General features: G+C 42.7%; 22 protein-coding genes. 17 read left to right on the top strand and 5 right to left on the bottom strand.

Going from position 1 to position 23902, the window contains the following annotated elements:
* The first annotated feature begins 14 nt into the window (after positions 1-14).
* The 5 genes from FTU58_RS10025 to FTU58_RS10005 all read left to right on the top strand — a co-directional run bounded on the left by FTU58_RS10025 (position 15) and on the right by FTU58_RS10005 (position 3104).
* Entirely contained in the window at positions 15-392 is a 378-nt protein-coding gene (locus tag FTU58_RS10025; RefSeq protein ID WP_167845808.1) for a ribonuclease E inhibitor RraB, read from the top strand.
* 115 nt (positions 393-507) lie between these two features.
* A complete protein-coding gene (locus FTU58_RS10020) occupies positions 508-873 on the top strand; it encodes a DUF488 domain-containing protein (protein ID WP_167845809.1) in 366 nt (121 codons plus the stop codon).
* A 93-nt stretch (positions 874-966) separates the two neighbouring features.
* Positions 967-1308, top strand: coding sequence for a zinc ribbon domain-containing protein YjdM (locus FTU58_RS10015; RefSeq protein WP_004972388.1), 342 nt, complete (start codon positions 967-969; stop codon positions 1306-1308).
* 240 nt (positions 1309-1548) lie between these two features.
* Positions 1549-1890 carry a YegP family protein gene (locus FTU58_RS10010; RefSeq protein ID WP_180062404.1) on the top strand — a complete coding sequence of 114 codons (342 nt, stop codon included), beginning with the start codon at positions 1549-1551 and terminating at the stop codon, positions 1888-1890.
* 146 nt (positions 1891-2036) lie between these two features.
* On the top strand, positions 2037-3104 hold the full coding sequence (locus FTU58_RS10005) for a DUF1176 domain-containing protein (RefSeq protein WP_179988525.1): 1068 nt from the start codon (positions 2037-2039) through the stop codon (positions 3102-3104).
* Between the two features lie 121 nt (positions 3105-3225).
* On the opposite strand, the gene FTU58_RS10000 is transcribed toward FTU58_RS10005, so the two are convergent.
* Both FTU58_RS10000 and FTU58_RS09995 read right to left on the bottom strand, forming a co-directional pair.
* Positions 3226-4161 carry a tRNA-dihydrouridine synthase gene (locus FTU58_RS10000; protein ID WP_180062403.1) on the bottom strand — a complete coding sequence of 312 codons (936 nt, stop codon included), beginning with the start codon at positions 4159-4161 and terminating at the stop codon, positions 3226-3228.
* Positions 4162-4477: 316 nt separating this feature from the next.
* Entirely contained in the window at positions 4478-5287 is an 810-nt protein-coding gene (locus tag FTU58_RS09995) for an inner membrane protein YpjD (RefSeq protein WP_004972376.1), read from the bottom strand.
* Between the two features lie 139 nt (positions 5288-5426).
* Between FTU58_RS09995 and ffh the strand changes: the two genes are divergently transcribed.
* A complete protein-coding gene (gene ffh / locus FTU58_RS09990; protein ID WP_096902093.1) occupies positions 5427-6836 on the top strand; it encodes a signal recognition particle protein in 1410 nt (469 codons plus the stop codon).
* 136 nt (positions 6837-6972) lie between these two features.
* Here the strand turns inward: ffh and FTU58_RS09985 are convergent, their stop codons facing one another.
* Both FTU58_RS09985 and FTU58_RS09980 read right to left on the bottom strand, forming a co-directional pair.
* A complete protein-coding gene (locus FTU58_RS09985; RefSeq protein ID WP_004972372.1) occupies positions 6973-7713 on the bottom strand; it encodes a type III pantothenate kinase in 741 nt (246 codons plus the stop codon).
* Positions 7710-8477 carry a biotin--[acetyl-CoA-carboxylase] ligase gene (locus FTU58_RS09980; protein ID WP_180062402.1) on the bottom strand — a complete coding sequence of 256 codons (768 nt, stop codon included), beginning with the start codon at positions 8475-8477 and terminating at the stop codon, positions 7710-7712. Before FTU58_RS09980 ends, FTU58_RS09985 begins: the two co-directional genes overlap by 4 nt.
* A 28-nt stretch (positions 8478-8505) precedes the next feature.
* Between FTU58_RS09980 and FTU58_RS09975 the strand changes: the two genes are divergently transcribed.
* The 5 genes from FTU58_RS09975 to ligA all read left to right on the top strand — a co-directional run bounded on the left by FTU58_RS09975 (position 8506) and on the right by ligA (position 16977).
* A complete protein-coding gene (locus FTU58_RS09975; protein ID WP_004972366.1) occupies positions 8506-9315 on the top strand; it encodes a sulfite exporter TauE/SafE family protein in 810 nt (269 codons plus the stop codon).
* Between the two features lie 219 nt (positions 9316-9534).
* The gene (locus FTU58_RS09970; RefSeq protein ID WP_004972365.1) at positions 9535-10230 is read left to right on the top strand and encodes a GntR family transcriptional regulator; all 696 of its coding nucleotides are present in this window, start codon (positions 9535-9537) and stop codon (positions 10228-10230) included.
* Between the two features lie 10 nt (positions 10231-10240).
* Positions 10241-13705: a chromosome segregation protein SMC gene (gene smc, locus FTU58_RS09965; RefSeq protein WP_180062401.1), complete on the top strand. Its 3465-nt coding sequence runs from the start codon at positions 10241-10243 to the stop codon at positions 13703-13705.
* A 1-nt stretch (position 13706) separates the two neighbouring features.
* Positions 13707-14756, top strand: a complete 1050-nt coding sequence (locus FTU58_RS09960) for a cell division protein ZipA C-terminal FtsZ-binding domain-containing protein (protein ID WP_180062400.1) — start codon at positions 13707-13709, stop codon at positions 14754-14756.
* 184 nt (positions 14757-14940) lie between these two features.
* On the top strand, positions 14941-16977 hold the full coding sequence (ligA, locus tag FTU58_RS09955; RefSeq protein ID WP_004972359.1) for an NAD-dependent DNA ligase LigA: 2037 nt from the start codon (positions 14941-14943) through the stop codon (positions 16975-16977).
* Between the two features lie 86 nt (positions 16978-17063).
* Here the strand turns inward: ligA and FTU58_RS09950 are convergent, their stop codons facing one another.
* Entirely contained in the window at positions 17064-18125 is a 1062-nt protein-coding gene (locus tag FTU58_RS09950) for an aldehyde reductase (RefSeq protein WP_136144292.1), read from the bottom strand.
* A 324-nt stretch (positions 18126-18449) separates the two neighbouring features.
* Between FTU58_RS09950 and bfr the strand changes: the two genes are divergently transcribed.
* The 6 genes from bfr (at position 18450) to bioD (ending at position 23836) form a co-directional block, all read left to right on the top strand.
* Positions 18450-18914 (top strand): bacterioferritin, encoded by a 465-nt coding sequence (bfr, locus tag FTU58_RS09945; protein ID WP_004972356.1) that lies wholly within the window; start codon positions 18450-18452, stop codon positions 18912-18914.
* A gap of 188 nt (positions 18915-19102) precedes the next feature.
* Positions 19103-19834: an alpha/beta fold hydrolase gene (locus FTU58_RS09940; RefSeq protein WP_096902085.1), complete on the top strand. Its 732-nt coding sequence runs from the start codon at positions 19103-19105 to the stop codon at positions 19832-19834.
* A 99-nt stretch (positions 19835-19933) separates the two neighbouring features.
* A complete protein-coding gene (gene bioA, locus FTU58_RS09935) occupies positions 19934-21217 on the top strand; it encodes an adenosylmethionine--8-amino-7-oxononanoate transaminase (RefSeq protein ID WP_180062407.1) in 1284 nt (427 codons plus the stop codon).
* Complete coding sequence (locus tag FTU58_RS09930) at positions 21214-22371, top strand: 8-amino-7-oxononanoate synthase (protein ID WP_180062399.1); 1158 nt, start codon at positions 21214-21216, stop codon at positions 22369-22371. The genes bioA and FTU58_RS09930 overlap by 4 nt, the downstream gene beginning before the upstream one ends.
* A gap of 8 nt (positions 22372-22379) precedes the next feature.
* Positions 22380-23189, top strand: coding sequence for a malonyl-ACP O-methyltransferase BioC (bioC, locus tag FTU58_RS09925; RefSeq protein ID WP_179988531.1), 810 nt, complete (start codon positions 22380-22382; stop codon positions 23187-23189).
* The gene (gene bioD, locus FTU58_RS09920) at positions 23186-23836 is read left to right on the top strand and encodes a dethiobiotin synthase (protein ID WP_096902081.1); all 651 of its coding nucleotides are present in this window, start codon (positions 23186-23188) and stop codon (positions 23834-23836) included. The genes bioC and bioD overlap by 4 nt, the downstream gene beginning before the upstream one ends.
* The last annotated feature ends 66 nt before the right edge of the window (positions 23837-23902 follow it).

Raw genomic sequence — 23902 nt, 5'->3', positions numbered from 1 at the left:
ACAAGGATATTCGCATGACACGTGACTATGAACAATTCCCTGATGATGATAATGGCAATGTACTTTGGCAAATGCATGAAGATGGGGATGACCTGACAGAGCCACATGAGATTGAGTACTCCATCGCTTTTACCACACAAGAACAAGCTGAAAAATGTGCTTTGTATTTGTTGGCCGAAGAACAAAAAATTTCATTATTCCAAGATGAAGAATCTGACGCAGTTGAATGGATCATCACCATTTATGTTTACATGGAACCAGAGTATTCAGACATTGTCGATTTAGAGCAATGGTTTAGCAAAATTGCTGCAGAACATGGCGGTGAATACGATGGCTGGGGCTGTATGGCTTACGTCTACGATGATGAAGACGAAGACGATTACGAAGATTAAATCGGGTATCTTAAAAGCATGTGTTGATCACATGCTTTTTTATTTGTGATACATAATCTGCTGCCTAAAACTTTGGCGCTGATGACGTCGTCATAAAAGATGCAGAGGTGCAAATATGGATATTGCAATGAAACGCGCTTATCTTGAAGCGACTCAGGCAGATGGGACACGAGTGTTGGTTGATCGTTTATGGCCGCGAGGTGTGAGCAAAGAACGTGCTCGTATTGACTTATGGCCCAAAGAAATTACGCCTTCGACTGAATTGCGCAAATGGTATCATCAAAACCCTGAACAACATTGGGATGAGTTTCAGCAGCGTTATATAGCTGAATTAGCAGAGCAAGAAGAGGCTTTACAGGCGTTGTGTGAACTGGCACAGCAGCAAAAAATCACTCTGGTCACAGCAGCTAAAGATGAGCAGCACAATCATGTAGTGGTATTAAAACGCGTGATGCTGCAACGCTTAGCACAGTCCAATTAAAGAGTTTTATTTGATTATCCTTGTGCTTTATAAGGATTTTAAGTTTATGAAAATTCAGTAAAAAATGCTATAATATAGTTTTTGAGGTTTTTTATGTCTTTGCCAAATTGCCCAAAATGCCAATCAGAATACACTTACCAAGATGGCGACCTACTGATTTGTCCTGAATGCTCACATGAGTGGAAAGAAGGGGAACAGCTAGAAGAAACTGCTGCTGTGATTAAAGATGCAAACGGCAACGTGTTGGCAGATGGCGACACGGTGACTGTGATTAAAGACCTGAAGATTAAAGGTTCTTCGGCTGCTGTAAAAGTGGGAACAAAAGTGAAAAATATTCGCTTAATTCCAGATGCAGCAGATGGTCATGACATTGATTGTAAGATTGATGGCATGGGGGCTATGAAATTAAAATCTGAATATGTGAAAAAAGCTTAAGTTTAAGCAGATTTCAACAGCGCAGGCGACTTGAGTTGCCTGCGCTTTTTTATGGAGTTTATAAAAGTATTTTAGTATTCAAATTGAGCAACAATAACTTTAAGAGTGTACAAAATTAATACTGTTTTCTTGTGCCTAAGTCCTTTATATTTTAAGTGAAAAGAATAATTTTTAGGCAGTTTAAAGCCTAGCATCATTCAACAACACACTTCACCACTCATAAGAAAACTGGGGGCAAGTATGTCAGGATGGTTTGAGATTTCACAAGCAAGCAATAGTCAGTACCGCTTTGTACTTAAAGCTGGGAATGGCGAAATTATCTTAACCAGTGAACAGTATAAGGCGAAAGCATCGGCAAAAAATGGCATCGCTTCGGTACAAAAGAACAGTCAGGATGATGGGCGTTATGATCGACTGACATCTAAGAATGATAAGCCGTATTTTAATTTAAAAGCTGCCAACCATCAGATTATTGGTACGAGTCAGCTCTATACTTCTGAACAATCACGTGACAAAGGAATTGAGTCAGTGAAAACCAATGGCGCAAGCACCACGGTCAAGGATTTAACACAGGAATCGTAATTTTTTACATTAAATCTTGATGTTCAATTGCATTAGAAAAGCATGCTCTGGCGTGCTTTTTTATTGAGCTGAGTAGGCAAGGTGCTAAATTTAGCTTTGATTGAGCCGTTGAATTATAGATGACCATTTCAGGAGTTGCGAAGATTATGAATTTCAGATGCAATCTAAAAATATTGCTGGCGATCAGTGGTTTATTCGGTAGTGTTGGTATTTTTGCAGCACCGATCACTGCTGAAAAAACGATTGCTTCAAGCCAGTCGACTGCTTTGCAAGGACTGTATTTTCAGCATCAAGATTGGGAGTTGGCCTGTGATAATACAGGAACCTGCCGTGCCGCAGGCTACCAAAGCGATGATGATTTTGAACAACCGATCAGTATGTTATTGACCCGTCAAGCAGGTGCAAAGAGTGCTGTACAAGGGCAATTGCAAATTCAAGAAGATATTGCTCAAGCGACTTTATTTTTAAATGGACGCACTTTGCAACAATTAAACTTTCATGAAAGTATCGCCAATTTATCTGCTGCCAGTGTGCAAAAGCTGTTGGCGCAGGCGCGTCAGCATGTCGTGATCGAGTTAAAACATGGTCAACAACGCTGGAAATTGTCTGATGCAGGCATGAGTGCAGTGTTGCTAAAAATGGATGAATTTCAAAAACGTGTGGGTACAGACTCCGCAATATTGGCAAAAGGCAATCAAGCATCCACGCAGGTCTTAAAAGCGCAAGCGATGCCTAAAATTAACATTCTCATGCAGCCTCAACACCGAACCGCCAAAGCACAGGTGCTTACCGCGGCCAGTGCAGAAAAGTTATATCCAATTTTACAAAAAACTGTAGATCGTGAAGATTGTTATATGCTGTTTGAACCTGAACAAGCAGAACAGCAGATTCATACTTATCCCTTAAATCAAGATAGCGTGTTGGTTGAGGCAAGCTGTTGGCGAGGGGCTTATAATTGGGGTGTGGCTTATTGGGTTATGGATAAAAAACTGCAAAAGATACAGCAATTTGTAACTGATTCTGCTTCAGAATTTAGCAATGGACAGATTTTTGCCTATCAAAAAGGGCGTGGAATTGGCGATTGTTTCAGTCAAATTGAGTGGGCGTGGAATGGTCAGCAGTTTGTCAAAAGCTATCAATTCGATGCAGGACAATGCAAAGGTTTTGCAGGCAGTGCATGGGAAATGCCAAGCTTTGTCAGCAAGGTTGAATAAATGACATTCACTAGGGTCTGTTGACATTTCATAAATGGCTTGTGCTGTAGGCTAAAACTGAGCAGACCCTAATAAAAGCTGAAATTTTTTAGATAAATCTGGAGCTCGCTGGATGCACTGTTTAAGTCGCGTGTGCGACTAATTTTTCAATGATTTCATCCAACTTTTTCAGACGCTTGATTTCATCCCATAAAGCTTTGGCTTCGGGGTAATGTTTCGACATCATACCGAGCCATTGTTTATAACGTCCTAGCATGCCAATTTCAGTTTTGGCAGGGCCGTGAATAAAGCGAATTTGCAGTTGCAGCAAATCTTGCCAACTCAGCAAAGGCAGGTCTGAATTTTGACGAATACATTGGGTCAAATCTGGAGTGGTGACTGCACCGCGGCCAATCATCAAATCTTCACAGCCCGATTCTAACTGGCATTGTTTGGCATCGGCATTGTTCCAAATTTCACCATTGGCAATGACATTAATCTTCAATGCTTCACGAATAGGGCGTAGCTGATCCCAAAATGCAGGAGGGGTATAGCCATCGGCTTTGGTACGTGCATGCACTGTAACCCATGCTGCGCCTGCATCTTCAATGGCATGCGCATTTTCTAGCATGAAGTTCCGATCCATATAGCCTAGACGCATTTTGGCGGAAACTGGAATATGAGCAGGAACGGCATCGCGCACCGCTTTAACCAGTTCATACACCACTTCAGGTTCATCAAGTAAAACAGAGCCACCACGGTGTCGATTCACTGTTTTGGCTGGACAGCCAAAGTTCATATCAATTGCAGGTACGCCCATAGCCGCAACTTTGACTGCATTTGCAGCCAACATTTCAGGATTATTCCCGAGAAATTGAACATGTACAGGGGTTCCAGCTGCAGTTTTCCCGTCATTTAAAAGTTCAGGACAATAACTGTAATAAACATGGTCGGGTAGGACAGAATCAGTGACACGAATAAACTCTGTTACGCACCAGTCAAAACTGCCGACAGACGTGAGTACATCACGCATGATGGGGTCGGTTAAGCCTTCCATGGGTGCAAGAATCAGTTTCACAAAATGCTGCCAGTTCAAACAAAAGTGGAGTTATACGTTTTTTTCTGTGGGTTGTCTAGGAAAAGGGTTTTGAATTGAAGTGGTTGTAGCTAAGGTTCTGGTATTTAAGCTGTTTTATTTGACACAGTGATCTGTATCTCAAGTTTTATCTAGTCCATGCAGTTGATGTGCATCCTAGACTAGATCTTTTAATTGAGTTCTTACATCGTTAGAAATCATTTAAATGATTGGCTTAATTTAAACAGCCCATTCCCCCTCGACTATGCTATTAAATAATTGATCATCCTACACTTTGAATGAGCAAAATAAAAACACCTTACTTACTCAAAATCATTTCCAACACAAATTTAGAACCAATAAAACCGAGCGCCAATAAAAAGAAGCCAATAATGGTAAAGCGAATCGCTTTTTGTCCACGCCAGCCAAACTTATAACGCCCAAGTAACAACGACCCATAGACAAACCAAGAAATAATACTAAAGGCAGTTTTATGTGCTAAATGCTGTGCAAAGAAATGTTCTACCGTAAAGAAACCAAAACCTAGTGCGACTGTGAGTAAGGCAAAACCTGCAATCAACATATCAAACAGCAAAGATTCCATATCTTGCAAAGACGGCAGCAAATTTACCCAAACCCGACGTTTTTGTTTGTTTTTCAGTTCGCGGTTTTGAAACCACATGAGCACGGCATGAATGGTCGCCATCAACAATACGGCATAAGCAGACAGCGATAAAATAATATGAATATCTAAACCAATCGAGTTTTGGTTAATAAATAAATTATGTTGGCTGAATGAAAAACCTGCAATTAAACCCACTGCTGCTACAGGAATACCAATCAAATTTAGCGCAATTACAGGTCGGTAACTGCTGAACAGCAAGCTCAATAACAACATTAAACCCGCAGTAAATGACATTAGGTTAAACACGTTGTAGTTGACACCCATCGGCGTCCACATATCGTTATACAACACGGCAGCATGCAGCAATAAGCCCAAACTGAGCAGAGAACGAATAAACCAGTGATTTGGCGCACGTTTAGACATTAAATGTGAAAATAAATACCAAAAAGAACTGGTATAAGCGATTAATGCTAAAATCGTATAAACCAAGGGGAGACTGATCATGTCAAACCTTTTTCAGGATGATGAATATTCATTTATATAAATTCGATGCGAACTACAGTATCCTATAGCATCTTGTGCATAAATTTTCTATTTTAAAGAAACATTTTTTTGCTAATGGCTATTTTAAGCGGAATTTGCAATGTTTGATACCTTAACAGAACGACTCACGCAGAGTTTAAGAAATGTTACTGGCTCAGGGCAGCTAACCGAAGACAATATTAAAGATACGTTACGTGAAGTACGTATGGCACTTCTTGAAGCCGATGTGGCGTTACCTGTAACTCGTGAATTCATCGCGAAAGTTAAGGAAGAGGCATTGGGTCAGGAAGTGATGACTCAGTTATCCCCTGGTCAGGCGTTCGTCAAAATTGTCTATGACGAACTCACAAAAATGATGGGCGAGGCCAATGAAAGCCTTGACCTTGCTGCCAAGCCACCGGTTGTGGTGTTATTGGCAGGTTTGCAGGGTGCGGGTAAAACCACCACTGCAGCAAAATTGGCACGTTTCTTACAAGAACGTCAAAAGAAAAAAGTGGCGATGGTGTCTGCCGACGTTTACCGTCCTGCGGCAATTAAACAGCTACAAACGGTTGCAGGCGAAGTTGGCGCAATTTTCTTTGACTCAAATGCCAATGAAAACCCTGTCGATATTGCCAACCGTGCCATCGAACAGGCAAAAATTCAGTTTGCTGATGTGTTAATTGTCGATACTGCAGGTCGTTTGCACGTCGATGATGACATGATGGATGAAATCAAGGCATTACATTCAGCGATTAAACCGACTGAAACCTTGTTCGTGGTCGATGCCATGACGGGTCAGGATGCGGCAAATACAGCCAAAGCCTTTAATGATGCCTTGCCATTAACAGGTGTAATCCTTACTAAAACTGATGGTGATGCGCGCGGTGGTGCAGCACTTTCAGTTCGTGCGATTACGGGTAAACCAATTAAATTCTTGGGGATGGGTGAAAAACTCGATGCCCTAGAGCCATTCCACCCAGAACGTGTTGCACAACGTATTTTGGGCATGGGTGACGTGCTGTCTTTGGTCGAAGAAGTTGAACGTAAAATCGACAAAGAAAAAGCCGAAAAAATGGCGAAAAAACTGCAAAAAGGCGGCAGCTTCAACTTTGAAGATATGCTGATGCAGTTTGAACAAATGAATAAAATGGGCGGCATGATGGGCTTCTTAGACAAGTTGCCTGGCATGAGCAACTCAGGTATTCAAGATGCAATTGCGCAAGCCAATCCTGAAAAGCAAGTGAAAAAGATGGAAGCGATTATCCAGTCGATGACCATCAAAGAGCGTCGTAACCCAGACCTGATGAATCCAAGCCGTAAAAAACGTATTGCTGCGGGTTGTGGTATGGATGTGTCAGAAGTGAATAAGTTGATCAAGCAACATGCACAAATGGCAAAAATGATGAAAAAATTTGCCAATCCATCGGGCATGGCAAAAATGATGCGTTCACTGGGCGGTTTACAAAAGCAATTCAGTGGCGGCGGTATGGGGCCATTGTTTGGTGGCAACGACCCAACCAAGAAATAATTGTTAAAAACATCTTAGAATCAAAGTGTTAAAAAAGCAGGCGCATAAAAATGCGCCTGCTTTTTTGTTGTTCTTTATTCGTAGATGACAGCTACACCGAAAGATTTATCAGCGTAGATGGAACAATGTTTGGTTTTTAGTGCACTTCATGGGTTGCATATTGAATATAACGCTGCAAACCTTTGAGCAATAAATCTTGCTCGACTTGCGGTTGATATTGCTGCAAGAATTTGGCAAACAGCGGTGCATCGCCACCCGTTAAAATCAGTTTACGTGGTGACTGTCGAATTACATGCTCAATGGTGCTGAGCAAGCCGAGTAAAATACCATGATGAACAGCATCAATGGTGCTGCGTCCTGGGGTGAGTTCATCAAATGCAGCATCGGGAATTTTAATGCCTTTGGTGTTTTGAATCAGTGCATCACGTTGCAAATATAAGTTCGGTAAAATATAGCCGCCTAAATGCGTCAGTCCATCCGCCAAATCAATAGTCAGCGCCGTACCACAACTAATGACACAATAATTTTCTTGTGGGTCATTTGCCACGGCAAGCACTTGCAGCCAGCGATCTATCCCCAGTTGTTGAATATCATATTCACAATGCAAACCTGCATAATCTGCATGCACTTTGGCATAAATCACAGGCACATTCAGGGTTTTTAAAATCAAGTGAATGCGTTGATTATTCTTCTGATCTTGTACCGATGACACGCCTACTTTATGCACATTCAGACTTTTAAAGTGTTGAATCAAACCCAGCAACAAATCGGCAGGAGATTGCAAATGCAATTCTGCTTCATGTTCGATGATGCGGTCTTGTTCTGTGACCCAATATTTCAGGCGGGTGTTACCAATATCTAGCCATAAATTTTTCATGAAGATGACTCGGCATGATCGATAGGGCGTAAACGTCCCTGATAAAAAACTTCAAGCCCTTGTGCCGTTTCAATTTGCACTGCGCCATCATCCTGAATGCCTAAAAAAGTACCCTGACAAGTACCTTTAAAATGTTCAAATTCAACTTGTTGTTGCATAAATGCGGCATGATGATTGAAGCGAGATGCCAAATTATAGCAATCGTGATTAAACCAGTCGCAGGCTTGTTGAATGGCAAGATAAAGCTCTGCGATCAGGCGCACACGATCAATAGATACCAAACCCAGTTCGGTTAAAGATGTGGTTTTTTGATCAATAACTGCTGAGCTGACAGGTGCAAGATTAAGCCCAACCCCAACAATGACTTGCTGTGCAGAAATTGGCTCAATTAAGATGCCGCCCCATTTGCCTTGCGGGCTGTATAAGTCATTTGGCCATTTTACTTGTAGATTCAGCGCCTGTAGACTCGGTATTTGCAAGATATTTAACGCAATTTCTAAAGCCAAACGCCCATTTACAGGTGTTCGTAAATTTAGCAATGTGCTTAAATAGATGTTCCCTTCGGGTGATACCCATTGCCGTTGACGTTGTCCTCGACCATGCGTTTGTCTGGTACTGCATACCAAGACACTCTGCACACCTTTTTGTGCAATTTCCCGTACATCATCATTGGTGGAAGTGGTAATCGGCTTCAGGATGAGTACTTCTGGAAGCTGTCCTGCTTCTGTGAGTTGTTGTTGCAGTTGTCGGGTTTCTACATCCATACGAATTTACAAATAGTGGAATATATTTATGGAGTTAATCATATATTTATTGATTGGTGCAATTGCTGGATTTGCAGCAGGGCTGTTTGGCGTGGGCGGCGGCTTAATTATTGTGCCAATTTTATATATTGTGTTCACTCAACTCAATTATGACCCATCGGTGTTAATGCACATGGCGGTGGGGACATCATTGGCAACCATTATTGTAACTTCGATCAGCTCAGTTACGGCACACCATAAAAAAGGTGCGGTGATGTGGCCTGTATTTCGTAATCTTGCGCCTGGTTTAATTGTGGGTGCATTTGTTGGTGCAGGTATTGCCGATTTCCTTTCGGGGCAAGGCTTACAATTATTAATTGGCGGTTTTGCACTGTGGGTGGCTTTTAAGATGTTTAGAGGCGCAAATATTGCGGTTGATCCTTCACATCATTTGCCTTCAACTGCAAAGCAAGTCATGGCGGGCGGTGGGATTGGCATTGCCTCTGCAATTTTTGGGATTGGCGGTGGCAGTTTAACAGTGCCGTACTTAAACCGTTACGGCGTGGTCATGCAAAAAGCGGTAGCAACCTCAGCCGCTTGTGGTTTGCCAATTGCGGTGGCGGGCGCATTAGGCTTTATGTGGTTTGGTAAGCAAGCCGAAGTTGCAGTACCCAATACCATTGGTTATATCCACATTTATGCATTTATAGGCATTAGTGTGATGAGCTTTATTACTGCCAAAGTTGGTGCGAAAGTGGCACATTTGTTATCGCCAGCGATGTTGAAAAAATGTTTTGCCTGCTTGCTGACCACCGTTGGCTGTTATTTTGTATATCAGGGTATGCGAGTATTTTTCTAAGTTGAGTCGCTATTTTCTTTGTTTTAAGCCATGTAAAATTGGCTCTAGCGCCATGAAATTGTCGGACAATGTCATGGCGTTGTGATCTGTTTCGCAGTAAAAAGAAAGATGCTTGTATCGGAGCTATGCTTGCAGTCGAAGGATGATCCTGAGATGTCTTAAATGAGAGTAGCTCCGAATTTTCATCACTGCATCTTATAAAAACAAGATAGGAACAGTATGCAACAACAAGAATCAGAAAGTTTATCGGAACAAATTGCCCGACACATCGCAGAACAGATTATTAGCGGTGATTTGGTTGAAGGTGAGCGTATTCAGGAATTGCGCATCGCCAAAGAACTGGACGTGAGTCGTGGTTCGGTACGTGAAGCGCTGTTGTTATTGCAGCGTACTCATCTGATTGAAATTTTTCCACGTCGTGGTGCAATTGTGTCGGAAATGTCGGCACAGCAAGTCCGAGCTTTGTTTGACAGCAGCAGTTTGTTATTGGGTTATATTGTGCAGCGTATTGCGGACACGTGGCGAATGCATGAAGCCGAAGCCTTACAACAACTTTTGCTGCAACTGGCAGAGCAATGTCGCTTGGGCAATACTGAAAAGTTTTATGATTTAATTTTTCAATATCTGGCACGGCAGCCTGATATGGTGGGAAATTTATATTTAATGAAGTTCTATCAAGAGTTATTGCCATCGTTAAGACGCAGTTACTTTTTGACCTTAAATACTTCGCGTCGGGAGTTACAAGAATCTTTTGAATTATTTAAACTGGTGAGTGATGCAATTTTAAGCAGAAAATCACAACAAGCCACTTTATTTATGGAAGATTTTTGCCGACACTTGCGCAACTTGGTGTTGGAATCTCTGACCCGTATGAAACAGATCGAGCTTGCATGGGCAAGACGTTCACGCCGTTAATTGGGACATTATGCGTTTAAGCAGTTTAAAACTTTCTGGCTTCAAATCTTTTGCCGACAGTACGACCTTACATTTTAAAGCCAACCGTACCGCTGTGGTGGGGCCGAATGGTTGTGGTAAATCCAATGTGATTGACGCCATTCGTTGGGTGATGGGCGAATCTAGTGCGCGCCAGTTGCGTGGCGGCAGTATGCAGGATGTAATTTTCACAGGAACTGCCAAACGCAAACCTGTAGGTGTAGCCAGTGTTGAACTGCGTTTTGACAATACCTATGGCAAATTGGGCGGTGCTTATAACGCCTATAATGAACTGTCGGTACGTCGGCAGGTCAACCGTGATGGTAAGTCTGAATATTTTTTAAATGGAACCAAGTGTCGTCGTCGTGACATCACCGATATTTTTCTGGGTACAGGTTTAGGCCCGCGTTCTTATGCAATTATTGAACAGGGCATGATTAATCGTTTGGTTGATGCTAAACCTGAAGAAATGCGGGTATTTATTGAAGAAGCGGCAGGCGTGTCACGTTATCAGGCGCGTCGTCGTGAAACCATGCTGCATTTGGATCACACCACGCAGAATCTGGCGCGTTTGGAAGATATTGCTTCAGAACTAAAATCGCAACTGAAAACCTTAAAACGTCAGTCAGAAACAGCTATTCAATACAAAGCGCTTGAGAGTGAAATTCGTACCATTAAAGTCGAAGTGTTGTCTTTTCAGTGTGAACAAAGTGCGCGTTTACAGCAAGAATATACCCTGAGTATGAATGAGTTAGGGGAAAGTTTTAAATTGGTGCGCTCTGAGCTGACTACTTTGGAACATGACTTAACTGCGACCAGTGAGTTGTTTCAGCGTTTGATTCAGCAATCGACACCGCTACAACAAGAGTGGCAACAGGCAGAAAAGAAACTGGCTGAACTGAAAATGACTTTGGAACAAAAACAAAGTTTGTTTCAGCAAAATACCGCGACTTTATCGCAGCTTGAACAACAAAAAGCACAAACCAAAGAGCGTATGCAGCTGATTGAATTGCAGCTAGAGAGTTTGGTCGATCAGCAAGAAAACCAACAGGAAAATCTACAGCAGCAAGATCATTTGGCGCAGCAGCAGAGCCAGCAATTTCAGGATTTAAAAGCACAGCAACAAACCCAAGCTGCACAATATGCCCAAGTCAAAGCGCAAGTAGAACAGCAACAACAAAAGCATGTGCACATGCAGGCGCAAAGTGAGCAGTTAGCCAAAAATATCAGCCGTATTGAACAGCAAAAACAAACCCTGACACAGCAGTTTGCACAAATTCAGCCGCAAGATCAGCAAGAGGGAATGCAACAACTGCAAGACGAAAAGACCCGCTTGCAGGCTGAAATGCTAACACTAGAACAGAATATTCAAGACAGCACTCAGCAACTCGCCACGTTGCAGACCAACTATAATGAGCACAAAGCACAGTGTGCGACCTTAAAATCTGAGATTCAGATTTTGCAGTCAGAACAGAAAAACCTCAATCAATTGCTCATTAAGCAAAGTCCAAAAGCCCAAACCGATGTGGTGCAGTTGATGCAAGTATTACAACTTGCAGATGTGGCGAAACCACATGCCAATTTAATTGAAAAGTTCTTGGCTAAATGGTTATCTGCGCAGGTGGTAGAAGCAGATATTGAATTTCAGGACAGCCGCGCACGTCAGCTAAAAATTCATTTGGCTGTAGATTCAAAAACATCAAAAATACAGCTTTCGGGGTGTGAGTCGCTCAGTGACTGGATTGCTTCACCGCAAAGTAGCTTGTGGCAAAGTGTCGCAATTACAGAAAGTTTATCGCAGGCTTTGGCATTGCAAGTGCAATTACAAGCAGGGCAGTCTATCCTTAGTTTAGATGGTTATCATGTGGGAGCAGACTGGGTAATCGGGCTGTTTTATGATGAAGCGGCACAGGCAGGGCAAGGGGCATTAAGCCATCGGATTCGCTTGGATGAAATTGAACAGGCGTTGGCGTTGCAACTGCCACAATATGAGCAAGCAGAACAGCAACTGCCTGAATTGCAGCAACAGGTAAAACAGTTGCAGCAGCAATTGCAGCAACAACAGCAACAGCTCAAACAGCAACAGCAAGCCTTGCAAACGCTAGATGTGCAAATGGCGAAAGCCGAAAGTGCGGCACAGGCTTTTGCAGTACAGCAACAGCAATTACAGCATCAATTGGCACAATTAGATGAGCAGCTTGAAGAAGATGCCATGCAAAAAGATGATCTGGAAATTGATTTGCATGCTTTGGCTTTTAAACTTGAGCAAGCCTTACCGCAGTATAAAATCTTGCAATTTCAGGTCGAGCAGCTGAATGAGCAGCTGGATAGTTCACAGCAACAGTTTCAGCAGCAGCAACAAGAAGTGGATCTGTTACGTCGTCAAGCGGTACAAACTCAGCAGCAAATTGAACTGTTAGAAAAAGATGCCACTTTCTTAAAAGCACAATATCAACAAATTGTGGCGCAAATGGAACAAGCCAAAAAGTTTGTCGATCCTGTTCAGTTGGAATTGCCTGACTTGGAAACTCAGTTTTCAGAGCAGCAGCAGCAGACTGAAAAGCTGCAAAAAACTTGGCAGGAATGGCAAGTGGAATTGAACAGTGTGCAGTCCAAACAGCAGCAACTGACCGAGCAACGGCAGCAGCAACAGCAGCAAGATGAACAATTACGTGCCAAACTCGAAGAAAAGCGCTTGGCATGGCAATCGGCAAAGTCGGACTATCAGCATTATTCTGAACAGTTAAAAGATTTAAACAGCGAGATCATCACAGGTTTGCAGATTGATGTCGCTGCGCATCAACAAAAACTGGCGAAAGCGCAGCAACAGTTTGATAAATTGGGTGCGGTCAATTTGGCGGCTTCGGAAGAATATGAAGAAGTATCTGCCCGTTTTGCAGAATTAAGCCATCAAATTGAAGACTTGGAAAATACCGTTTCGCAGTTACAGGCGGCAATGAAAAGTATTGATCAGGAAACTCGTAAACTGTTTATGAATACTTTTGATCAGGTGAATACCGAATTGCAGGAGTTGTTTCCTAAAGTCTTTAATGGCGGTGAAGCGAGTCTGAGCTTGGAAGATGACTGGCAATCTGGGGTGAAATTGATGGCGCGTCCACCGGGTAAGCGCAACAGTTCTTTGGCCTTACTTTCAGGGGGTGAAAAAGCACTGACAGCTTTGGCTTTGGTTTTTGCAATCTTCCGTTTAAACCCAGCGCCATTTTGCGTACTCGATGAAGTTGATGCACCGTTAGATGATGCTAACGTGGGGCGCTTTTGTAATTTAGTAAAAGAACTTTCTGAACAAGTGCAATTCATTTACATTACACATAATAAACTTGCTATGACGATGGCAACCGACCTCTTAGGTGTTACCATGCCTGAACCGGGAACCTCAAAATTAGTAACCGTAAATTTAGAAGAAGCCGCAGAATACGGCCTAGTCGCGGAGGCATAATATGGAAATCACCACAATCGTTGGAATTGTCATCGCTATTGTGATCATGGCGTTTGGTTTGAAAATGATTCTAAAAAAACCTGTAGATTCAGCGCCATCCTTAGATTCGGAACTGCAATTTAATGCAGAAAGCCAAAAACCGATTATTCCACGCCATGTACGTGACCAATTGCAAAGCGACGCTACGCCACCGCGTGTGGAGCCGACTTTAACGGTAGATGAAGTTACGCAAGATGCGCCTGCCAAGTCTGAACCACAGGCTTTAACGGATGATGTCGTGGCTTCTTCAAGCACAGAAACTGACAAAGTTGAACCGAGTTTGCAGGCAAATACAGAAAATTCTGAGCTTGATCCATCCACAACGATATCGAAGTCTGAAGTTGCACAAGACACGCCAAGCCCGACAGCGACAACTTCAGAATATTCATTATCGGATGAAATTCAGCAAGTGATTATAGAAACTGAACCGAATGCGCAGACTGTCGAGCAAAACAAAGCTTCGACTGAATACAGTCTGAATCAACACATTGAAACTGCCGAAATTTCAGAATTTAATGAAGAAAGCAGCATTTTAGATTCGCATTTGCATGAACAAAAAATCATGGATGAAGAAAGTGCCTTGGCAACCGCTGAATCTTTTATCGCGCTGAATGTCTTCCCTGAACGTCGCATACTTTCGGGCGATAAAGCCTTAAAAGTTTTGATGAAATATGGTTTACGTTTCGGTGAAATGTCATGTTTCCATCGCTATAACGAAGATGGCACTAAATTATTATTTTCAGTTTTACAAATTAATGATGAAGGCGCAGATGGTTTTGATTTAGAAACTTTATCGAGCGAACAAGTTAAAGGTTTAGCGTTCTTCCTCGCTTTGCCGCACAGCGATGTGCAAAATGCCTTTGATACCATGGTCAGCATTTCAGGACTGATTGCACGTGAAATTGATGGAACGGTCTATGACCAAAACCATTTAGAGTTTACTCCACAATTACGTGAACACTGGCGTCATCAGGCGATAGATTATCGTGCTGGTCAGGCAAGTCATGTCTAGAATTGCGATCTCGTACTGGGTATAAGCTACGTCAAGTGTTTGGCAAATGAACTGAGTGCAGTAGGATAAATTGCAACTTTGCAGCCGCATTTTTATAATGTGCGCAGCAATACAAGCTGTAGCATGCGCTACATAGAAAAAATTGAAGGGCGGAACAAGACCGCCCTTTTTTATGGTGGAAAATATGTCTGTAGATTTAACCGTCGTGGCGCAAATGCGTCAATTGATTCAACTGCTTGCCAAGCACAATCATGCCTATTATGTGATGGATCAACCGACAATTGCAGACAGTGAATATGATCAGCTTTTCCATCAACTAAAAGCGTTGGAACAACAGTATCCAGATTTAGTTCAACCCGATACACCGACCAATAAAGTCGGTGGCACACCTTTGGCAAAGTTCACCACGGTTACACATGCTGTGCCAATGTTGTCTTTAGGCAATGTGTTTAATCAGGAAGAATTATTTGCCTTTGCAAGACGTGTCGAAGAGCGTTTGCCCAACCAAAATATTGAATACGATGTCGAACTCAAATTTGATGGTTTGGCGATTTCACTTTGGTATGAACATGGTGTTTTAGTGCGTGGTGTGACCCGTGGTGATGGGGAAACAGGGGAAGACATTACCCACAACGTCAAAACTATCCGCAATTTACCGAAAGTTTTGAGTGCGACAGAAACGGCTATTCCTGAATTTTTGGAAGTGCGTGGTGAAGTGTTGATGCCAAAACTTGGTTTTGAAAAACTCAATGCGGCCAATACAGCCAAAGGTGAAAAAACCTTTGCCAATCCACGCAATGCAGCAGCAGGCAGTTTGCGTCAGTTAGACCCGAATATTGCGGCTTCACGTCCTTTAGCATTCTATGCTTATGGCATTGCGCAATGTGTGCCGCCTCATGGACAAAGCACCATGTCCGACAGTTTGGCATGGTTGGGGCAGTTTGGTTTTGAAATTGGCGAACGTCATTTTGTCTGCAAGAGCATTCAAGATGTTCAGGCGGCCTATGAGCAAATTAACCTTGAGCGTCCGAATTTAAGCGTTGAAATTGATGGCATGGTGGTCAAGGTCAATGACTTGAAACAGCAACAGCAATTGGGCTTTTTAAGTCGTGAGCCGCGCTGGGCGACTGCCTATAAATTCCCTGCAGTTGCCGCTTTAACCACCATTGAAAATATTGATTGGCAAGTGGGGCGCACAGGTACGTTGACGCCTGTGGCACGTTTAAACCCCGTTGCGGTAGGTGGTGTGACGGTATCCAATGTTACTTTGCATAATATTGGTGAAATTCACCGTTTGGATGTGCGTTTAGGCGATACGGTCAGTGTTTACCGTAGTGGTGATGTGATTCCCAAAGTTGAAAAAGTCTGGCCTGAATTTCGCCTTGCCGATGCGCAAGAAGTGCATTTACCTGAACAATGCCCTGTGTGTGATTCGCCTGTGGTGATGCCTGAAGGTGAGGCTTTGGCGCGTTGTTCAGGCGGTTTGTATTGTGCGGCACAGCGTATTGAAGCGATTCGTCATTTTGTGTCACGTAAAGCCATGGATATTGAAGGTTTGGGTGATCGTTGGGTGGAGTCATTACTGCATCTGAACTTGCTACAAAATGTGGCTGATATTTATCATTTACACGAACACCGCGACACTTTGCTCGGCATTGAAAAAATGGGTGAGAAGTCGGTTCAAAACTTGATTGACTCGATTGAAAACAGCAAAAAAACTACTTTGGCTGCGTTTATTTATGCCTTGGGAATTCGTGGTGTGGGCGAAACCACCGCGCGGATGCTTGCCAATACTTTTCAGACTTTAGAGGCTTTGCGTGAAGCTGATTTAGAAGCGTTAAAGAAAACTCCAGATGTGGGAGATATTACGGCAGAATGGATTTTGGACTTTTTCCAAGCGCCGCATAATTTAGAAGTGTTGGATCGTTTATTAGCTGCAGGCATTCATTGGGATGCTCCGATTGCACCGACACGTCAGCCTTTGAATGGTGAAAGTTGGGTGATTACAGGGACGTTGAGCCAAATGGGACGCGATGAAGCGACTCAGTTGTTGCAGGCTTTGGGTGCACGGGTGAGTGGTAGTGTTTCGGGTAAAACCAAATGTGTCGTGGCGGGTGAGAAAGCTGGCTCAAAGCTGGAAAAAGCCGAGAAGTTGGGTGTGCAGGTCATGAATGAAGCTGAGTTTATTCAGCTGATGCAGGAATATGGTGTGCTTGAATAAGCATCATCCTACATTTTATCCACTAATAGGTACAAAGGCACTTCAACGATGAAGTGCCTTGGTTTTTACTGAGAGAAGTCGAAGGTTTAACGTTTCTTCACAATGCCATCATCAATGAGTTGCTGAAAATGTTCGACTAGACTGGTTTCAATATTGCGGTAGTGCATACCCAATTCACGCTGACTTTTTTCCGCATTAAAATAAATTGGGTAGCCCATATTCAGTTCCACAAATTTACGGGAAAAACCAAGTAGAGGGCCAAAGGCTTTAAAGGCAAATTTAGGTAACTGATTGCGTGGGAAAGGGTATTTACGTCCAAAGTGCTGCGCTAAAATTTTGCCCATTTCCAATAAGCTGAGTGTGCCACCGCTAATAATATAGCGACCTTCAGCAGCAGGGTTGAATGCGGCCTGAATGTGAGCATCGGCAACATCACGCACATCGACAATGCCATTCCACATAGCAGGGACACCTGCCAAGGTCATACCGTTGGCAAACTGCAATAACACTTCCACGCTGCCCGATTGGGTGTTTTTGGTCAACGATGGGCCAAGCACCAAAGCAGGGTTGATACAGACCAAATCCCAGCGGTTTTGTGCCTTTGCGATTTCCCAAGCTTTGCGTTCAGCTGCCACTTTTGAATAAGGATAAGGCTGATGCTCAGGGCTACTGCTAGTATTCCAGTGACTTTCATCAAAGCGATTATTGGCCGTATTTAAAATATCAATCGCATCGCCATAGGTTGCAGCAATACTTGAAGTCACCACTACACGCTTTACCGATGCAGTACGATTAACGCTGTTTAACACATTTTCAGTGCCAATTACGGCAGGCTCAATAATGTCTTTGATGGCATCTTTATAATTGGTGACCACAAAAGGCGAGGCCATGTGCAGCACGATTTCACAACCTTGCATGGCGGGATCAAAAGCACCTTCTTCAAGTAAGTTGGCTTGGAATAATTGTAAGTTGCCTGTGCTTTTTGCCGCGATATCAGTCAGATGTTGAAAACTGTGGGTTTTTTTCAGATCACGCACCGTCGCGTGTACGGTATGTCCTTGTTCAAGCAGGTTTTTAATGACCCAACTGGCAATATAGCCTGTTGCGCCTGTGACTAAAATGGGTGCAGATGTATTTAGATTTGTCATTATTTTAAGAAAGTGATGGAACTCGTGACTATCATAAAGCAGCTGGGTTTTAAAATCCGCTTTTTAGGCGTTTTTTACGATACTTGAGCGTCAAAGTATGGTTTCTTTCAATATTTACAAAATGATGCAAAATCATTGTATTGTCATTTTTAAAGCTAAGTTTTGCCAAGCAGTTGTTTTATATATGGGAATTTTTAAGTTATATTGCAAATGCGTATGTTTCTCATTTTAATTTTATAAAAATCATGGGTTTACAATAATTAACTTTTGCAATTTTGCCTGAATGTGTCCATAATGACTGGATTAAGAAAGGGAGTACAGCAAATGCGTGGCAATCCAGAAGTCGTAGACTATTTAAATATGTTGATTGGTGGCGAACTGGCTGCTCGCGATCAATACCTGATTCATTCGCGTATGTATGAAGATTGGGGTTTAAGCAAAATTTTTGAGCGCATTGACCATGAAATGCAGGAAGAAGCGCAGCATGCCGATGCTTTAATTCGTCGTGTATTGTTCCTTGAAGGCACTCCAAATATGCAGCGCGATGACATCGACGTGGGTGAAGATGTGGTGTCTTGCTTAAAAGCCGATTTAAAACTGGAATACGAAGTACGTGAAAAATTGGCGCAAGGCGTAAAATTGTGTGAAGAAAAAGGCGATTATGTCAGCCGTGATATGTTGCGTCAGCAAATGACCGACACAGAAGAAGATCATACGTACTGGTTGGAAAAACAATTACGTTTAATTGAATTGATTGGTTTACAAAACTACATTCAATCGCAAATGTAATCTGATCAAAGCAAAATAGACCAAAACCCGATTTATGATAAGTCGGGTTTTTTTATAGATCGGTTTTTATAGATTGGCTTTTTTATATCAATTGGTTTTTTTAAGGATGTATCTTGGTGCTTTGCAGATGTCGATTGAGCCGATTCAGTATTATACTGAGGTGATTTTCTAACTTGAGAGCAAGCCACGTGCAACAACAGATTTTATTGATTACAGGCTGGGGCGGTGGTACTGCACTCTTAAATCCGTTACAGCAAGCCTTAACTGCACAAGGTTTTCGGGTTGAGCTCATCAATATTTTTAACGCTACTGATGCTCAAGTCATGCAGCAACAGGTTGAATTTGCACGTCAGTTTGATGTAATTATGGGCTGGTCACTGGGTGGGCAATTGGCAACGCTACTGGTCGATGCGATTGCCAGCCAATATGCAGGATATAAAACCTTAATTACCATTGCATCCAATCCGTGTTTTGTTGCACAAGCCGATTGGGATACCGCTATGCCACAAGCCACGTTTGCCCAGTTTAAACAATCTTTTGCACAAGACCCAATTCTGACCCTAAAGCGTTTTGGTTTTATGGTGTGTCAGGGTGTCACTAGTAGTAAAACCGACCTATTACAATTACAAAGTTTGGTTCAGCCACAGCCGCAATCTTTGCTTCAACACGGTTTGGATTTATTGGAAAACTTAAACTTGGTGACTAAGCTTAAAAATTATACAGGTCTGCAGTATCATCTTTTTGCCGAGCAGGATGTTTTAGTTGATTGCAAAGTTGCAGCTAAACTGCAAAATTTAGCTGCAAAGTTTTTAAGCGTAGATGTTTTGCAAGGCTCGCATGGGCTGCCATTGTTCCATGCCGATGAGTTGACTAGCAAAATCTGCCAATATTTACAGAAAAACCCGCCAACAGGTCCATAAGTGACAAATCTCGCAATTTATTTTATCTGTAGACAGGTTTAAGATTTAGCACATCAAGTTTTTTACAAGATCAAGGATGATGGTGGGATGACAGAACAGATGGATTTGGCTTTTGATCGTGAACATCTTTGGCATCCTTACACCTCTATGACTCAGCCCTTAACAACCTTTAAGGTTAAGCGGGCATTTGGCAGCACCATTGAACTTGAAGATGGTCGCCAGTTGATTGATGGCATGTCATCGTGGTGGTGTGCGATTCATGGCTACAACCATCCTAAACTGAACCGTGCTGTGACCGAGCAACTCGACAGTATGGCGCATATCATGTTTGGTGGATTGACCCATCGTCCTGCTATTGAGTTAGGGCGTTTGCTGCTCGAAATTACCCCACCGAGTTTAGATAAAATTTTTTATGCAGATTCAGGTTCAGTTGCTGTTGAAGTGGCGCTGAAAATGGCGGTGCAATACTGGACAGCACAAGGCAAAACCGAGAAAACCAATTTTATTACCACCCGTTCTGGCTATCATGGCGATACATGGAATGCCATGTCGGTCTGTGATCCTGTCACAGGGATGCATCAGGTTTTTGGCTCAAGTTTGGCGCGTCGTTATTTTGTATCTGCACCGAAAACAGCCTTTGATCAAGAATGGAATCCTGCTGATATTGCAGAATTGGCGCAAAGTTTGGCAGAGCATCATCAGCAGGTTGCTGCCATGATTATTGAGCCGATTGTGCAAGGTGCAGGCGGCATGCGCTTTTATCATCCTGAATATTTGCGTCAAGCCAAATTGCTCTGTGAACAATATGATGTGTTGTTAATTTTTGATGAAATTGCCACAGGTTTTGGGCGTACAGGCAAGTTGTTTGCATGGGAACATGCACAGGTCGAACCCGATATTATGTGTATCGGCAAAGGGCTGACAGGCGGTTATATGACCTTGTCTGCCACATTGACCACGAAGCATGTTGCAGAAACGATTTCGCAAGGTGAGGCAGGTGTGTTTATGCATGGCCCGACCTTTATGGCAAATCCACTGGCCTGCGCGGTTGCAGTAAAAAGTACCCAATTATTATTAGAACAAGACTGGCAAGCCAAAATTCAACGTATACAACAGCAACTTGAACAGCATTTAACACCATTGGCTAATTTGGCATGGGTGCAGGATGTGCGAGTTTTAGGTGCAATTGGTGTGGTAGAACTTAAACATGCTGTCGATATGCAAAGCCTGCAACAAGAATTTGTGCAACGTGGTATTTGGGTACGTCCTTTTGGTAAATTGGTCTATGTGATGCCGCCGTATGTGATTACAGCAGCAGAACTAAATACTTTATTGCAGCAATTGGCTGAGGTGGTGACAGGTATGCAAGGAGCGAGCGCATGAGTTTACTCGATCACTATGCAGAACAGCTTGATCAGCTTCGCCAACAGGGCAATTTTCGTCAATTTCGCAGCAATCAGCAGCAAGGTAAAACAATTGAAATTCAGCAACAGCAGATGCTGAATTTATCTTCCAATGATTATTTGGGTTTAGCCTCTGATTTGCGCTTACGTGAACAGTTTTTTGATGAAACGCCCAATGCACAGCGTTTAATGAGTGCATCTTCATCACGTTTGCTGACTGGAAATTTCCCTGCCTATGAACAGCTTGAAGCCACATTAACGCAATTATTTCATGGGCGAGCTGCCTTGCTGTTTAATAGCGGCTATCACATGAATATTGGTATTTTACCTGCATTGGCAGATGCGAAAACCCTAATTTTGGCCGATAAACTGGTACATGCCAGCATGATTGATGGCATTCGTTTGTCATCTGCAAAATATTTGCGTTATCGGCATAATGATTTGGCACATTTGCAGCAATTGCTGACGCAATATCATGCCGATGATAATTATGAACGCATTATTGTGGTGACTGAATCCATTTTTAGTATGGATGGTGATGAAACTGATTTAGCCGCATTGGTCGCGCTGAAACAGCATTTTGCCAAAGTCATGTTATATGTCGATGAAGCACATGCGATTGGCGTACGTGGGCAGCAAGGTTTAGGTTGTGCCGAACAATATGGCGTGATTGATGCCATTGATTTTCTGGTTGGGACGTTTGGCAAAGCCGTTGCTTCAGTTGGGGGATATTTGATCTGTGATCCGATTGTCCGTGATTACCTAATTAATCGGATGCGCCCGCTAATTTTTAGTACCGCACAGCCACCTATTTGTATGGCGTGGACGCAGTTTATGCTGAATCAGATTGTGCACATGCAGGCACAGCGTCAGCATTTGGCGGCCTTGAGCCAATCTATACAGCAGGGGATTCAGGCCAAAGGTTTTGCTTGCCCATCAACTTCGCAAATTGTACCTGTGATTATTGGCGACTCTACTGCAACTGTAAGCAAAGCCCGACAGTTACAGACTGCAGGTTTTTATGTGATGCCTGTACGTCCACCGACTGTGCCGCAAGGCAGTTCAAGACTGCGGATTTGTTTAAATACGCAATTTGAAACGGCAGATTTAACACAGTTACTGGATTTGCTTTGAGTGTGCGTATGCGTATAGATAAGGCACAAGTGGCACAGCGTTTTGCCCGCGCTCATCAGAGTTATAAAACGCATGCCGTGGTACAGCAGCAAATTTGTCAGCAGTTAATGGCAAAAATGCAGCAATATATTGTGCAGCAAAAGTTGTCAGATCAACCTCAGCCTTGCTTTGAAAACGTCTTGGAAATCGGCTGTGGTTCAGGGAATTTAACCGACTTGCTACTGCGTGAATTTCAAATTCAACAGCTGACTTTAAATGATTTATATGCCGAAGTGTTGCATGCGTATCTGCATCATCCTCAAACAACTAGTACGCAAATTCATGGCTTAATTGGCGATATAGAACAGCTCGATTTTCCGCAGTCTTTGGATTTAATTTGTTCGAGTTCGGCTTTGCAATGGGTGGAAGATTTTGGAGCATTATTGCGCAAGGCGAATCAAGCGTTAAAGCCGCAAGGGTATTTGTGCTTTTCGACGTTTGGCCCTCAAAACTTGACTGAAATTAAGCAATTAACAGGTCAAGGCTTACATTATTTGAGTATGGATGCGTTACAACAACAGCTTAAACAGCAGGGCTTTGAAGTATTACACTGTTCAGAGCAGCTTGAATCATTAAGTTTTGAACATCCTAAACAGATTTTGCAGCATTTAAAAGCCACAGGTGTCACGGGTACAGCACAAGGGCAGCGTTGGAACAAAACGACTTTAACCGAATTTTATCGGGGCTATGAACAGTTTAGTCAGCAGCATAGCTCACAGCAAAAAAGTTATACGCTCACGTATCATCCTATTTATTGTCTTGCACGGAGAATGCCATGACAGCTCAAGTCTATTTTGTGAGTGGTATTGATACAGGGATTGGCAAAACCTATGCCACGGGTTATTTAGCCAAGACCATGAATGAACAGGGTATTCAGACCATTACCCAAAAACTGATTCAAACGGGCAATCAAGACGTTTCAGAAGATATTGAGCAGCATCGTAAAATTATGGGCAGTGAATGGTTGCCTGAAGATGATGACAAACTCACCATGCCTGAAATTTTTAGCTATCCTGCTTCACCGCATTTGGCTACACAAATTGATGGTCGTGAGATTGACTTTGCTAAAATTGAGGCTGCGACTGCGCAACTGGCAGCAAAGTATGATGCAGTATTATTAGAAGGTGCGGGTGGACTCATGGTGCCGCTGACCACAGACCTACTCACCATCGACTATATTGAGCAAAAACAATATCCTGTTATTTTGGTGAGTTCTGGGCGTTTGGGCAGTATTAACCACACTTTGCTCAGTTTGGAAGCTTTAAAAACACGTGGTTTGAATTTACATGCATTGGCATATAATTTGAACGATGAATCACAAGACCCTTTAATTTCGCAGGATACTGCCAAATATTTAAAAAATTATTTGTCAAAAAGCTTTCCAAAAGCACAGTGGATTGAAATTCCTGTATTGCCAAATATTTAATTTTTATTATTTTTTGTCCAACCAATTTGCCCAATAAAAAAGCCACACATGAACGTGTGGCTTTTT

The organism is Acinetobacter sp. YH12120 (genome assembly GCF_013418795.1).
Classification (GTDB): Bacteria; Pseudomonadota; Gammaproteobacteria; order Pseudomonadales; family Moraxellaceae; genus Acinetobacter; species Acinetobacter towneri.
The sequence above is the reverse complement of the archived record's forward strand: the minus strand, read 5'-3'. Positions and strand labels throughout refer to the sequence as shown.